At 68.6% G+C, this 12,864-nt stretch carries 14 protein-coding genes; 5 read left to right on the forward strand and 9 right to left on the reverse strand.

The annotated features are described in order from the left end of the window. Positions 1 to 30: 30 nt before the first annotated feature. The 5 genes from ACGFI1_RS26440 to ACGFI1_RS26460 all read right to left on the reverse strand — a co-directional run bounded on the left by ACGFI1_RS26440 (position 31) and on the right by ACGFI1_RS26460 (position 2,324). Positions 31 to 843, reverse strand: a complete 813-nt coding sequence (locus ACGFI1_RS26440) for a methyltransferase domain-containing protein (protein ID WP_392788801.1) — start codon at positions 841 to 843, stop codon at positions 31 to 33. Beyond that, positions 840 to 965, reverse strand: a complete 126-nt coding sequence (locus tag ACGFI1_RS26445) for a hypothetical protein (RefSeq protein ID WP_392742597.1) — start codon at positions 963 to 965, stop codon at positions 840 to 842. The genes ACGFI1_RS26440 and ACGFI1_RS26445 overlap by 4 nt, the downstream gene beginning before the upstream one ends. Before the next feature lie 135 nt (positions 966 to 1,100). Continuing rightward, positions 1,101 to 1,547 (reverse strand): hypothetical protein, encoded by a 447-nt coding sequence (locus tag ACGFI1_RS26450; RefSeq protein ID WP_392788804.1) that lies wholly within the window; start codon positions 1,545 to 1,547, stop codon positions 1,101 to 1,103. Positions 1,548 to 1,566: 19 nt separating this feature from the next. Then, entirely contained in the window at positions 1,567 to 1,944 is a 378-nt protein-coding gene (locus ACGFI1_RS26455) for a hypothetical protein (RefSeq protein WP_386872268.1), read from the reverse strand. Beyond that, on the reverse strand, positions 1,923 to 2,324 hold the full coding sequence (locus ACGFI1_RS26460) for an ATP-binding protein (protein ID WP_392742605.1): 402 nt from the start codon (positions 2,322 to 2,324) through the stop codon (positions 1,923 to 1,925). Before ACGFI1_RS26460 ends, ACGFI1_RS26455 begins: the two co-directional genes overlap by 22 nt. A 202-nt stretch (positions 2,325 to 2,526) precedes the next feature. Between ACGFI1_RS26460 and ACGFI1_RS26465 the strand changes: the two genes are divergently transcribed. The 4 genes from ACGFI1_RS26465 (at position 2,527) to ACGFI1_RS26480 (ending at position 5,604) form a co-directional block, all read left to right on the forward strand. Next, positions 2,527 to 3,333, forward strand: a complete 807-nt coding sequence (locus ACGFI1_RS26465) for a helix-turn-helix domain-containing protein (RefSeq protein ID WP_387069233.1) — start codon at positions 2,527 to 2,529, stop codon at positions 3,331 to 3,333. After that, positions 3,324 to 3,509, forward strand: a complete 186-nt coding sequence (locus tag ACGFI1_RS26470) for a DUF397 domain-containing protein (RefSeq protein WP_387069231.1) — start codon at positions 3,324 to 3,326, stop codon at positions 3,507 to 3,509. Before ACGFI1_RS26465 ends, ACGFI1_RS26470 begins: the two co-directional genes overlap by 10 nt. 57 nt (positions 3,510 to 3,566) lie before the next feature. After that, positions 3,567 to 3,929 carry a DUF397 domain-containing protein gene (locus tag ACGFI1_RS26475; protein ID WP_392788808.1) on the forward strand — a complete coding sequence of 121 codons (363 nt, stop codon included), beginning with the start codon at positions 3,567 to 3,569 and terminating at the stop codon, positions 3,927 to 3,929. 115 nt (positions 3,930 to 4,044) lie between these two features. Next, the gene (locus tag ACGFI1_RS26480; protein WP_392788811.1) at positions 4,045 to 5,604 is read left to right on the forward strand and encodes an OmpA family protein; all 1,560 of its coding nucleotides are present in this window, start codon (positions 4,045 to 4,047) and stop codon (positions 5,602 to 5,604) included. A 71-nt stretch (positions 5,605 to 5,675) separates the two neighbouring features. Here ACGFI1_RS26480 and ACGFI1_RS26485 read toward each other — a convergent pair whose 3' ends face one another. From ACGFI1_RS26485 to pdhA, 3 genes are read right to left on the reverse strand one after another with little or no spacing between them, the layout of a single operon-like run. Next, a complete protein-coding gene (locus ACGFI1_RS26485) occupies positions 5,676 to 7,040 on the reverse strand; it encodes a dihydrolipoamide acetyltransferase family protein (RefSeq protein ID WP_364552681.1) in 1,365 nt (454 codons plus the stop codon). 5 nt (positions 7,041 to 7,045) lie between these two features. Beyond that, positions 7,046 to 8,026, reverse strand: coding sequence for an alpha-ketoacid dehydrogenase subunit beta (locus tag ACGFI1_RS26490; RefSeq protein WP_364552683.1), 981 nt, complete (start codon positions 8,024 to 8,026; stop codon positions 7,046 to 7,048). Further along, a complete protein-coding gene (pdhA, locus tag ACGFI1_RS26495) occupies positions 8,023 to 9,153 on the reverse strand; it encodes a pyruvate dehydrogenase (acetyl-transferring) E1 component subunit alpha (protein ID WP_364552685.1) in 1,131 nt (376 codons plus the stop codon). Before pdhA ends, ACGFI1_RS26490 begins: the two co-directional genes overlap by 4 nt. A 228-nt stretch (positions 9,154 to 9,381) precedes the next feature. Between pdhA and ACGFI1_RS26500 the strand changes: the two genes are divergently transcribed. After that, on the forward strand, positions 9,382 to 10,491 hold the full coding sequence (locus ACGFI1_RS26500; RefSeq protein ID WP_392788814.1) for a hypothetical protein: 1,110 nt from the start codon (positions 9,382 to 9,384) through the stop codon (positions 10,489 to 10,491). Here ACGFI1_RS26500 and ACGFI1_RS26505 read toward each other — a convergent pair. Then, positions 10,488 to 12,860, reverse strand: coding sequence for a hypothetical protein (locus ACGFI1_RS26505; protein ID WP_392788817.1), 2,373 nt, complete (start codon positions 12,858 to 12,860; stop codon positions 10,488 to 10,490). The two genes, ACGFI1_RS26500 and ACGFI1_RS26505, sit on opposite strands and share 4 nt — an antisense overlap. Positions 12,861 to 12,864 lie beyond the last annotated feature (4 nt).

Below are 12,864 nucleotides of genomic sequence, written 5' to 3' on the forward strand. Positions count from 1 at the left end.
CGCCGAACCCCGGCGGGGGTCTGTTCACGTTCAGGACGGGTCGATGGGGTTTTCCGGGGAGTCGAGCCAGATCGTCTGCCCCTCCGGCGTCACGGTGATACCGAACCGGTCGATCGCGGGCTTGCCCGCGCTGGCCCACCTCTCCTTGTAGGCGTTTCGGACGGGCTGGGAGATCCGTTGACCGCGCAGCGGCATGAACCAGGAGGGAGCGACGAACCGGCCCTCTGCCCTGCTTTGGTCGTCCACGGCCAGACGGGCGATCGGGCCGTCGGGGTGGAACGTCGGAGCCCACGGGACCAGTAGGAGCCCGCCCGGCCGCGTCTGCCGTACCCAGGCATGAGGCAGTTCCGCCGCGGCGGCCGTGGCGATCAGCCGGTCGAAAGGACCGCCCGTTGGACTCCCGGCCTCGCCGTCCCCGGTGATGACCTGGACCGGGCAGCCGACCCCGGCCAGGTTCGCCCTTGCCTGCTCGGCCACCACCGCGTCGATCTCGATCGTGGTGACGTTCTCCGGCCCGGCGATCTGTGCCATCAACGCGGCGTTCCAGCCCGTGCCCGTGCCGATCTCCAGGACCCGGTGACCGGGTTCGAGGTCCAGGAGCTCCAGCATTTGCCGGACGACGCGCGGGGCCGAGCACGAGCTCGTGGGCCACACGCCTTTCTCGGACGCTCCGTCGTCTATCTGCGTCGTGATGGCGTCGTCGGAGTGCACGAGAGCGCGCCACCCGTCCGGGTCGTCCTGGCGGCGCAGGGGGACGGCCCAGGCGCTGTCACGACGGACCCAGACCAGGTCGGGGACGAACGCTTCACGCGGCATGGCATCGAATGCGGCATCGATGCTCATGCTTTTCCCGAACCATTGCAACTGGGGCATGTGACGCTCTGCTCTTTGCTGTCGTTGTTCACGGTGATCTTTCCGCTTCCGCCGCACATGCCGCAGTTCGACGGATTCTCGTGCTTGCCCATGGGGCCGTTCCTTCCGGGGGACATTGTGACCTTACGGAATATCGAGCCAGTTCGGGCCTCGTTCGGCTCGGACTGGAATGACTCGCCTGACCATTTCGGACCTTCACGGCGCGCGGGCTTTTCGAGGGGCGCCGGTCACGGGAATGGAGCCGCCGGTGTCAGGTGGAGGCAGGTGGTCAGGAGCCAGCGGACGACACGACGGCCGCGCCTGCCGCGTCGCGCCGGTCGCCGGGTGGCGGGCGTCGCGGACGTCCAGGTTCCGTCTGCACGGCGAGTGGACGGCCGAGAGCGGCACGCATGCGATTCGGGCTCGGGGCGGGGCAGAGCGGCGCGGAGTTGCCGGGCCAGATCGGCGACCGTCCTGGCTTCGACCAGCCGGTCCGGGAGGAGCGCCCAGAACGAACCGCTGAACTCGCCGTGCCAGATGCAGATGCCGGGGAAGGCGCGGTGCAGGTCATCGAGGGCCCGGTCGATGTCGAGATCCAGGTCCAGACGCCCGACCGGACGCGCGGGCAGCGGTGGCGCGGGCGCCGATCCGGCCTGCGTCGGCCGGTCGTACCGCGCTTCGGAAATGTGGGTCATCGGGATGCCTCCGGCCGCGCTACCAGGTGGAGGGGAACATGCGGTGCTTGAGGACGGCGTCCACCCGGTCGGCGGCTTCCTTGGTGTCGCCGCAGGGGCAGAGGTAGCCGTGCCGTCCGCGCCCGGCCTCGTAGTAGGCCCAGTCCCGGCCAGGTACGGCGTGGACGGTCACTGCTACGCGGACGTGGTCGTCCGGGCTGAACGCGAAGACCCACAGAAGCGGAGGACGGGTGGGGAACTCGTCGGCCTGGTAGAGCTTGACGAACCGGTAGCTCCTGGCCTGGAGGGCGACGGCGAGCAGGTCGAGGTTGCGGATGGCGGTGGAGCGTCCCAGACGTGTCCGCCACCGCAGCAGGTGGCGGCCCGCCTGGACGTTCAGCGGGCGCAGCGGGCCCATACGACCTTGCCCTCCTCGTTGAGCGGCCGGACGCCCCAGTCGTGGACGAGTTCGGCCATCAGCAGCAGACCGCGCCCGCTCTCGGCGCAGAGGTCCTCACGCTGGAGGACGGGCAGGGACCTGCTCTCGTCCCAGACCTCGACGACAGTGAGCGGCTCGCGCACGTCCGCGAAGACCCGGACAACGATGTGCCCGGTCCCGACGTGCCGGTAGCTGTTGGTAACCAGCTCGGTGACCACGAGCCGCCCGACGAAGTCGTCGGCGTGCCCCAGTTCGCGGAACCGGTCGATGAGGTAGCGGCGCGCTCTCGCGGGTGCTTCGTCGGACGGATCGAGGACGAGCGGCGCCGGCTCCTCGGGCGCGAGCAGTACTGCTGGCATCGGTAGACCCTCCGGCCTGGACGGAGGCTGATCTCGAACGGGGTCAACCTTTCAAACCGGAAGAACCCGCCGCTATCACCCTGTGTTATTGAGCGAACACCATCAGGCCACGTCGCGCCGTAAAATCTCAGGAGAGTCGTGCAGTAGCCACATTCGAGTAGCAGCTATTAGCGCGCTACTAGCATCCGTCAGGAGAGCAGCCATGCCCGCATCTGGTGGCGCCCGGCCGAAGATCGACCCCGAACTGGTCGGCTTCGGGACTGTGGTCAAGCGGTGCCGTGAGGTGAGTGGTCTGAAACAGGGTCAACTGGCCGACCTTGTCAACGTTGCGCGGTCCTACGTCAGCCACGTGGAGTGCGGCCGGACGAAGTGCCGTCGAGACTTCGCCGAACGCGTGGACAACGTGCTGAACGCCGGAGGCAAGATCACCCAGGCATGGGACGACCTCCTGGAGCAGATCAAGCAGGTCAGGTATCCGACCCACTTCGTGGCCTTCCCGAAGGTGGAGGCGTCGGCTGACCAGCTCAGGGTGTATGAGAACTATCTGGTCTATGGGCTGTTTCAGACGGAGGCGTATGCTCGTGTCCTGCTGGTCGACGAGGACGCGGTAGCTACCCGCATGAAGCGTCAAGCGCTTTTGTCTAGAACGCCCCGCCCCATGATCAGTGTGGTGATGGAGGAGAGCGTCCTGCACCGTCAGGTCGGTTCCAAGGAGGTCATGCGCGAGCAACTCGAGTACCTGATCGAGCTATCCCTGAGGGAAGGCATCTTTCTTCAGATCGCTAGGACCCGCTATTACCGAGGTGTGCGAGCCTCGTTCACCATCGCAACCCAAGGCGACAGAAGTGAGATTGCCTATATCGTTAAAGCTACGGGAGGTGAAACGACACGTGATCCGTCAGAGCTTGCAAAGATCAGCGAAGTGATGCACACCTTGAATGCACAGTCGCTCAACACAGCGGATTCGCGAGCGCTGATCCGAAAGGTAATTGAAGAAAAATGGACCTGAGCAAGGCGACCTGGCGCAAGGCATCCCGCAGTCACGATGACGGGGACCAGTGCGTCGAAGTCACATCTGCCCGCGATGTAGTGGTGGTCCGGGACAGTAAAAACCCCGACGGTCCCAAGATGATTATGAATCGCGAAGGCTTCCGGCGACTCGCTGAGGTGCTCAAGAACTTGTAAGCAGGATTCACCCTCCGCTGGAGAGAACTCGTGAAGAGGATGGTCTGGAGGAGGACGGTGTGGCGCAAGGCTTCGCGCAGCACAGTTCAGAATGACAACCGCGTCGATGTCGCCGGCGTGTCGAACATCGTTGCGTTCCGTAACGGCAAGGACTCCGACGGCCCCAAACTCGTCATCAGTCACTCTGATTCCGGAGCCTTGCAAGAACGGTCAAGAATCTCTAGTCGGCTGGCGATGTCCACTGCCACGCCAGTATGGCGCAAGTCGTCCCGCAGCAATGAGTCGGGAGACAACTGCGTCGAGGTTGCTCTGATTTCGCAGATGGTGGCGTTGCGTGACAGCAAGGACCCCAATGGCCCTGTGGTCGGGGTGACTCGCCGAGACTTCGGCTGCTTCGTTCGGGCGCTCAAGAACATCTGACCGGCGCAGCGCGACGGCCGGCTGTGCTCGGTCGCGCCTGTATGGCGAGGGGCCGTCCCATTTGACTACTGTTGGCCGCGTCCCTCGCCCGCCTCCACCCCGGACCGGTTCCTCGATGCGCGCGCTGCCTCTGGCCGTTTCCCTCGCCGGTTTACTCCTCGTCGCGGGCTGCTCGTCCGCCGACAAGGCCGAGAAGGTCGCCCCGCCGACCGCCGGACCGGGCGGCGCCGCGCCGAGCCCGGCCGCGCAGAGCAGCGGATCGTTCTCGCGGGAGGGCTGGTTCGGCGGCGCGGACGGCCTGCACGCGCGGCTCGACATCAGGAGCGTGCAACGGCAGGCGGGCAAGGCGGTGCTGCGGTTCAGCATCACGTCGCTGGACACGGCCACGAAGTCCGTCCCGTTCGAGATCGCGCTGATCGACCCGGTCGGGCGCCGGCTCTACAAGCCGACCGGCGTCACCAGCGGCTCCGACATCACGCCCGGCTCCACCCGGGAGATGGCCGCCGAGTACCCGGTGATCCCGGCGGACGTCGCGAAGGTCACCGCGATCACGCCGGGGACGGCGGGGGAGTACACCGGGATCCCGGTGACGGAGGGCTCCGCGACCCCTTCCGCACCGGCCCCTTCTTCGCCGGCGTCTTCGGTGCCGTCGTCCGCGCCGCCGTCGTCGTCCACGCCTTCGTCGCGGCCGTCGGTGGGCGTGGAGCCGTCCGTGGGGGCTGAACCCTTCGGCCGCTCCACGCCGCTGTCGCCGTCGCCGTCCGCGTCCCCATCGGCCTCCCCATCGGCTTCGACCTCGGTCTCGGCTTCGCCTTCGTCCGGTCCGGGGCCCAACCCGGTCGATCTGTACGACATCGTCGAGGGCGAGACGAAGGACGTGACGTCCAGCGGGTCGGAGGTCACCGTCGGCCTGCGGGCCGGCGCGCTGTTCGACAACGGCTCGGCGAAGCTGTCCAGCGGTGCGAAGGCCGTCCTGGACGAGACGGCGCAACAGATCAAGACAGGGGCGACAGGCGCGCTGTCGATCGAAGGCCACACCGACGGCGATGACATGAAGCTCTCGAAGGAGCAGGCCGACGCCGTCCTGAAGGAGATGAAGACGCGGCTGGGCGGCGCCTTCACCTACACGGCCACCGGCAAGGGGAACGCGGAGCGCGTGGCCAGGGACGCCGCGCGCAACAACCGCGTCGAGATCTCCTACCAGGCGAAGCCGGGCGCGCGCGGCACCACCTCACCGGCCGACTTCCAGACGGAGGACGGCAAGACGGTGGCGACCCGCACGGCCGCCTTCGGTGCCGACAAGCGGCGGCTGGAGGTCAAACCCTTCTACCGGGACGGCGCCTACATCGTCGCGGTGTTCAACATCGTGAACGAAGGGCCGGGGACCGTCCCTCCCGACGCCTCCTACCCTGATCCCAACCACCCGGGCGCCGTGTTCGGTTCGTTCAGCATCCAGATGCCGGGCGGCAAGGACGCCTACCGGGCCGTCCGCGTCGGCCCGGCCCGGCAGGGCGGCACGAATATCTACCTCGACGCCGGACGCGCCACCTTCCTGACCGCCGTGGGCAAGCCCGCCCGCGGCTTCGTCTACCTGCCCGCCCCGCCCGGCGACGTCCGATCGGTGACCTTCAACGCCGGCCCGTTCGGCAAGGTGGACAAGGTCCCCGTCTCGTAATCCGGCACTGCGCGGGGCGGTTGCCGATCGGTCGCGGGGCCGGTGCCGCGTCGCGGCACCGGCCCCGGACGTCAACTCCAGGCGAGCATGCGGATGGGGTCTTCGAGCATGTCGCCGACGTCGCGCAGGACGCGGGAGCCCAGTTCGCCGTCCACGATGCGGTGGTCGAACGAGAGGGCCAGCGTGGTCACCTTGCGGATGGCCAGTTCGCCCTCGTGGACCCAGGGCATGTCCCTGATCTGGCCGAACGCCAGGATCGCCGCCTCACCGGGTGTGAGGATGGGCGTCCCGGTGTCGACGCCGAACACGCCGACATTGGTGATGGAGATCGTCCCGTCTGACAGGTCGGCCGGGGACGCCTTGCCCGCGCGCGCCTTCTCCGTCAGTTCCTTCAGCGCGCGCGCGAGGCCGGGCAGGTCGAGGTCCTGCGCGTCCTTCACCTTGGGCACGATGAGCCCGCGGTCGGTGGCCGCCGCGATGCCCAGGTTCACGTAGCGCTTGACCACGATCTCCGCGCCGTTCGGGCCGTCCACCCAGGTGGAGTTCACCATCGGGTGCCGTCGCACGGCGGTGAGCAGCGCGCGCGCCACCAGCAGCAGCGGCGACACCTTCACGTCCGCGAACTCGGGAAGCTCGCGGAGCCGCTTGACGGTCTCCATCGTCCGCGTGACGTCCACCTGGAGGAACTCGGTGACGTGCGGGGCCGTGAACGCCGAACCGGACATCGCCGCCGCCGTCGCCTTGCGCACCCCCTTGACCGGCACGCGCTCCTCGCGCGGGCCCGCCGCGACGGGCGCCTGCGGAGCGCCCTGCGCGGCGAGGATGTCCTCCCGCGTGATCGAGCCCTGCGGACCCGACCCCGTCACGGTGGCGAGATCGATCCCGAGATCCTTCGCCATCTTCCGGACGGGCGGCTTCGCCAGTGGCAACCCGTTGTCCACAGGCTGTGGACGAGGCGCCGGCGGCCGCACGGGCGCAACAGGCGCCGACGCGACCCCGTTGGACGACGCCTTGCGCGCCCGCCGCTTCGTCGCGCCCTCCTTGACCCCGTACCCGACCAGCACGGGCTGCCGCTTCGGCGGCTCCTCGGGCGTGACCATGCCCGGCTCGTTCGCGGTCGGCACGCCCTCCTCGCGGAGCGCCGCCGTCTGCGCCGGGGGCTCCGACACCGGCGTCGCCACGGCGCCGTCCCCGCCGGCGTCCACCGCGATGATCGGCACGCCGACGTCCACGGTCTCGCCCTCGGTGGCCAGCAGTTCGGTCACCACGCCGTCGAACGGGCAGGGCAGCTCCACGATCGCCTTGGCCGTCTCGATCTCGACGATGGTCTGGCCGTCCTCGACCGTGTCGCCCGGCTGGACGTGCCACTTGACGATCTCCGCCTCGGTGAGGCCCTCGCCCACGTCCGGCAGCTTGAACAGTTTCGGCTCGGTCACCGGCGTCACCACGCGAAGGTCCGGTCGACCGCGTCCAGGATGCGGTCGAGGTCGGGCAGGTACTGGTCTTCCAGGCGGGACGGCGGGTACGGGGTGGAGAACCCGCCGACGCGCAGCACCGGCGACTCCAGCCGGTAGAAGCACCGCTCGGTGATCCGCGCGGCCAGCTCGGCGCCGAACCCGCTGTACACCGGCGCCTCGTGCACGACCACGCAGCGCCCGGTCCGGTTCACCGACTCCGTCACCGTGCCGATGTCGAGGGGGTTGAGCGAGCGCAGGTCGATGACCTCCAGCGACCGCCCCTCCTCGGCGGCGGCCGCGGCCGCCTCCAGGCACGTCTTCACCGCCGGCCCGTACGCCAGCACCGTCACCTGCTCCCCGGGCCGGACGACCCGCGCCCGATGCAGCGGCGCCCACTCACTGGAGTCGACGTCCACCTCGGCCTTGTCCCAGTACCGGCGCTTCGGCTCGAAGAAGATCACCGGGTCGGGGGACGCGATCGACTGCTGGATCATCGCGAACGCGTCCACCGGGTTCGAGCACGACACCACCCGCAGCCCCGCCGTGTGCGTGAAGTACGCCTCGGGCGACTCCGAGTGGTGCTCGACCGCGCCGATGCCGCCGCCGCACGGGATCCGCACCACGACCGGCAGCGACAGCGCCCCGAGCGACCGCATCCGCATCTTCGCCAGCTGCGTGATGATCTGGTCGGCCGCCGGGAACACGAACCCGTCGAACTGGATCTCCACGACCGGCCGGTACCCGCGCAGCGCGAGCCCGATCGCCGTCCCGACGATGCCCGACTCGGCCAGCGGCGTGTCGATGACGCGCTCCTCGCCGAAGTCCTTCTGCAGGCCGTCGGTGATCCGGAACACCCCGCCGAGCTTCCCGACGTCCTCGCCCATCACCAGGACCTTCGGGTCGTTCTCCATGGCCTTGCGCAGGCCCTCGTTCAGCGCCTTGCCGAGGGTCAGGGTGGTGCTCACTTCGCCTCCTCCTCGAACGACGCCAGGTAGGCGGCGAACTGCTCCTGCTCCTCGGTCATCAGCGGATGCCGCTCGGCGTACACCTCGTCGAACATCGACAGCGGCTCCGGGTCCGGCATGGACCGGCAGCCCTCGCGCAGCTCCTTGGCGAGCTGCTTCGCCTCGTCCTCGACCTTCTCGAAGAACCCCGCGTCCGCCAGGTCGCCCCGCACCAGGTACGCCTTGACCCGCTCGATCGGGTCCTTGAGCTTCCACGCCTCCTCTTCGGCCTTCAGCCGGTACCGCGTGGGGTCGTCCGTCGTCGTGTGGGCGCCCATGCGGTAGGTGTACGCCTCGATGAGCGTCGGGCCCTGCCCCGTCCGGGCGTTCTCCAGGGCCTTCCTGGTCACCGCGAGGCAGGCGAACACGTCGTTGCCGTCCACCCGGATGCCCGGGAACCCGAACCCCTGCGCCCGCTTGTACAGCGGGATCCGGGTCTGCTTCTCCAGCGGCTCCGAGATCGCCCACTGGTTGTTCTGGCAGAAGAACACGATCGGCGCGTTGAACACGGACGCGAACACGAACGACTCGTTCACGTCGCCCTGCGAGGTCGCCCCGTCCCCGAAGTAGGCGATCGCCGCGCCCGCCTTCGGCGTCCCCAGCACCCCGTCCCGCTGGACGCCCATCGCGTACCCGGTCGCGTGCAGCGTCTGGCTGCCGATCACGATGGTGTACAGGTGGAAGCCGTGCTCGGCGGGATCCCACCCGCCGTGGTTCACGCCCCGGAACAGCCCGAGCAGCTTCAGCGGGTCCACGTCCCGGCACCACGCGACACCATGCTCCCGGTACGTCGGGAACACCATGTCGTGCTCGGACAGCGCACGCCCCGACCCGATCTGCGCCGCCTCCTGCCCCAGCAGCGAGGCCCACAGGCCGAGCTCACCCTGCCGGGTCAGCGCCACGGCCTCCAGGTCGATCCGCCGCACGACCACCAGGTCGCGGTACAGATCGCGCACGTCCTCGGCGCTGAGGTCCAGGGGGTAGTCGGGATGCTCGACGCGCTCCCCCTCGGGGGTAAGCAGCCGGACGAGCTCGGGCTCGGCGAGCTCGGTGGTGCCGGGTGCGCCGCGCACGGAGTCGATCGTCATCGATGACACTCCTCGTTCGGGGCCGGAACACGGGATCGCCGCGTCGCCGGCCGATGTCAACGGCCACTGACCCCGGTAAGGGACAAAAGCCGCAATGCCATCGTGGCAGACATCACACCCTGCGATGCAAGTCCCGCCACCGTGATCCCTACCCCCGGCCCCGCCCCCTGACCCCCCGAACGTGACGCACCCCACCCGGATCCGCCCCGCCCCTGGCATCATCGACACGTGCGTTACACCAGGGTCATCCCGCCAGTAGCCCTCCTGCTGACCCTGCCCACCGCCTGCACCCACACGGAAGCCCCCGCCTTCAACCCGACCCCCCACCCCACCCACCCAGCCCAAGCCGTAGTAATCGCCGGCTCCCCGGACCTGAACAGGGACCCCAGAGACGGCGAGTTCGCCCTCCGAAGCAGCGCATACGGCGGCGGGGGGCTTGCGGTCTCGCGGGACGGAACCCTCTACTACCGCGTGTACCACGGTCGGGAGGGCCGCATAGTTCGGCTGGGGAAGGACGGACGCATCCAGTTGCGTGCCGTCGACATCGCGGCCGACCAGATGTTCGTCCAGGGGAACGACCTGTGGCTGCTCGCCGCCAAGTCCGGACTGGCGGTCACGAAGGTGGCGCTCACCGACTGGAAGCAGACCCCGATCATCGAGTGGACGGCGCCGTCCGCGACGGTCGAGGTGGCCGGGGTGAACGGAGCCGCTCTCCCGGAGAAGGAGGCCCGCGGCCTCTACCGGGACTGGACGGGCGCGAAGTTCTTCGCCCGCGCCGACGGCACGCCGATCGTCGTCTCCCGAGCGGGTCGGATGTTCGAGGTGGTGGGATCCGGAACTCTCCGCGAGTGGTCCCCACCGGGGTACTCGGAGGCGCTCGCCAAGGTGGCTGCGGGCGGGGGGCTGCGGCCTGAGGACGCAGTCACCGACCAGAACGGTCAGACGATCCTGCTGGGCCGGGCAGGTCTGCTGTACGTCCCGCGAACCGGGAAGGCCCGCTACGTTCGCTTTCCCGCCTCCACCGCCGCCTTGCCTCCATGGTCCGCGATGATCGGCATCGGGAACGGCGACGTGCTGCTCTTGGGAGGAACAACACCCACCCGGACCACTCCACGCCCGACGATCGTCCGGGCAGACGGCCGTATGGAGCGACTGTCCTGGGGAGGGTTCAAGTGGTGTCCGGGGGCCGGTGGCGGCCTCGCGACGATCGCCTCCGCCCTCCCCGGCGGCGTCGTCAGGCGGGCGGACGGCACGATCGTGCTGAACGACCGCAGGTGCGGCCAGGTGTACGCCTTTAAGCTCCCCGAGCCGCTGAGCGGCACTCCTTTCGGCCGCTAGGAACTGCCTGACGGCCGGTTCTGGTTCACCCCGTTCTCGATCATTCGGATCACGCCGGTCCCGTCCAGGGTGTCGGTTTCCGCCGTTCCCCGGCGGAACGGGTGCTCCTTCGTCCAGTGGATGACCACGGCCTTCTGGTCATCGGTCAGCGTGTCCAGTGCGAGCAGCGCATCGATCTCCTTGTTCCCCGTGTGACCACCCTTGGACAAGGCATAGGCGTGGGCGAGGTCGATATAGAGTTGGTCGCCGTACGTCGCATCATGCGCGGTTATCTGCGCCATCTTCTTCTCGAAGTCCTGGTACTTCACCTTGTCCAAGGCCATGTCCGTGCCGATGCTGTACGCGTCCGTGACGCCGGGCACTTTCCCCGCCGGGCTCAATCCGATGCCGGCGCCCACCACGTTGCGCAGTACGCCCAGGTGCTTTTGGGCATCGTCGAACTCTTTCTGGGTGAGTTTCTCGCTGTTGCTTCTCTCGATCAGATAAGCGGCGATGAGGCTGCCCTCAAGGTAGCCGGACCGGTCGGCGGCCCTCGTCAGGTGGTGGTGCGTCAGCGCCCAGGTGAACAGCCGCTGCCGGTAGATCTGCGCATCGTGAGCGAGTTGCGCCCACACCCTGTCGTCCGCGGCCAGCGTCCGCAGGAAGGACTGGACCTCCTGACCGCCGACGTCGGCGTGCACGCGTCCCGTCACTGGATCGGCGCTGGTGAGCCCGGTCCCGCTGACGGCGACGTCGCCCTTGGCGAGGACCGGCATGTGCATGCGGATCATCCCGAGAAGGCCGTTGCGCATGCCGGGACCGAGTTCGGCCGCGTAATGCTCGCTGCGGCTGATCCAGCTCGGCCCCTGGTCCGATCGCGGGAGAACGTCGAACCACGGAATCCAGTCCGGTGGACTGTCCTTCTTGAGGTATTTGTTGACCGCCTCCCGTCCTTTATCGTTCCACCAGGAAACGGCTTTGATGATCTCGGCGGCGTTGGTCGCGGCTTCTTCTTCGTGGCCGTTCTGCGGGGTGGTGGCGAGTTGGATGACCGATCCCGCGATCGTGCCGCCGTCGGGCCAGTCGGGGGCTACGAGCAGCGAGGCGTAGGTTTCGCCGGTGCCGCGGGTCATCCAGGTGAGGGCGGCGGCCTTTTCGGCGTCCTTGATGGTGAACGTGGCTTCCAGTTTCGTCGCGGCCAGGGTGCGTGCGGCGGTGAGGTCTCGCTGCTGGGAGATGCGGCCTAGGACGTTGAGTGCCGGGTCGTAGGCCCTGAGCATTTTCGGGTCGTCGTCGAGGTCCCAGTCTCGCCACCACTCGTGGTCGGGTTGGTTGACCGGTTGGATGATGGTGGCGACGTCGATCTGCTGCTTTTCGTTGATGACGTAGGACGGGTACTTCTGGCGCCAGCGGAGGGCGGCCCTTCCCAGGTCGGCCAGGATGGCGCTGCTCCATTTGACGTCGGGGGCGCTCAGCTTGACCAGGAGGGCTTGGCCGGGCATGTCGTTGCCTGCGGAGCCTAGGGCTTCGGCGGCTACAGGTTCGCCGTCCTTCTTGCGGGAGAGGACGGCTAAGGCCGTGCCCATGTCGCCGACCGTCTTCTTGTCTTCGGGAGTCAGGCCGCTCGTCTTGCTCAGGCGGTGGAGGCGGTAGGCGAGCTTGCCCACGGAGCCCGGTGGGACGTTCGAGAAGAACGTGGCCAGGTAGGCGGTGTTCTTGCTGTTCTCGCGCAGAGTGCGCGCTATCTCGGACATGAGAGCCGGGGTGCCGGCGCCCGGGTGGGTGGTGTGCTTCAGGTAGGCGCGCGCCTGGAGGCGGGCCAGGTCGGTCATCTCCTTGGAGCCGAAGCGTTCCAGGTCGGGGATCTCGATGACCGGGCCCTGGATCAAGGGCGTCGGGCTGACCTCGGTTTCGGCCAGCGCGTACATGATGCGGGTGCGCATGCGGGCCGCCTGGCTGCGGCACCAGGCGGCGGCGTTGTCGCAGGACGTGGTGCTCGGGATGTCGGGGCGGGCCGGGGCCAGGTGGACGCGGATCGCCCTGGCCCGGTGGGGGAGGTCGGCGGCGGCGCGGTTCAGGGCCGTCTCCAGGCGTTCTAAGGCGGACGGGGAGACCGAGGCGACGCCCGGCTTGCCGGCGGGCGGTGTGACACGGGGGATCTCCGGCGGGGCGAGGGTGAGGGGCACTTGGTTGTGGCGGATGGCGGTGCGTTCGGCGTCCAGCATCAGGCGGTTCAGGGCGCGGTTGTGGCCCTGGAGGTCGGTGGTGAACGCGGCGGCGGAGCCGCCCTGCCAGGTCTGCGGGCCCATGAGTCGGGTCACCTCGGACATCGCCGTGGAAATCGCCTGAAGCTCGGCGTGCACGGCGCGGACGTCGATCTTCAGGGCCATGACC

This window comes from Actinomadura geliboluensis, from assembly GCF_043197915.1.
Lineage (GTDB): Bacteria > Actinomycetota > Actinomycetes > Streptosporangiales > Streptosporangiaceae > Spirillospora > Spirillospora geliboluensis.

Coding starts and splice junctions, on each gene's coding strand:
- ACGFI1_RS26480 (WP_392788811.1), top strand. CDS start 4,045: ATGCGCGCGCTGCCTCTGGCCGTTTCCCTCGCCGGTTTACTCCTCGTC.
- ACGFI1_RS26505 (WP_392788817.1), bottom strand. CDS start 12,860: ATGGCCCTGAAGATCGACGTCCGCGCCGTGCACGCCGAGCTTCAGGCG.
- ACGFI1_RS26440 (WP_392788801.1), bottom strand. CDS start 843: ATGAGCATCGATGCCGCATTCGATGCCATGCCGCGTGAAGCGTTCGTC.
- ACGFI1_RS26465 (WP_387069233.1), top strand. CDS start 2,527: ATGCCCGCATCTGGTGGCGCCCGGCCGAAGATCGACCCCGAACTGGTC.
- ACGFI1_RS26450 (WP_392788804.1), bottom strand. CDS start 1,547: ATGACCCACATTTCCGAAGCGCGGTACGACCGGCCGACGCAGGCCGGA.
- ACGFI1_RS26470 (WP_387069231.1), top strand. CDS start 3,324: ATGGACCTGAGCAAGGCGACCTGGCGCAAGGCATCCCGCAGTCACGAT.
- pdhA (WP_364552685.1), bottom strand. CDS start 9,153: ATGACGATCGACTCCGTGCGCGGCGCACCCGGCACCACCGAGCTCGCC.
- ACGFI1_RS26460 (WP_392742605.1), bottom strand. CDS start 2,324: ATGCCAGCAGTACTGCTCGCGCCCGAGGAGCCGGCGCCGCTCGTCCTC.
- ACGFI1_RS26445 (WP_392742597.1), bottom strand. CDS start 965: ATGGGCAAGCACGAGAATCCGTCGAACTGCGGCATGTGCGGCGGAAGC.
- ACGFI1_RS26455 (WP_386872268.1), bottom strand. CDS start 1,944: ATGGGCCCGCTGCGCCCGCTGAACGTCCAGGCGGGCCGCCACCTGCTG.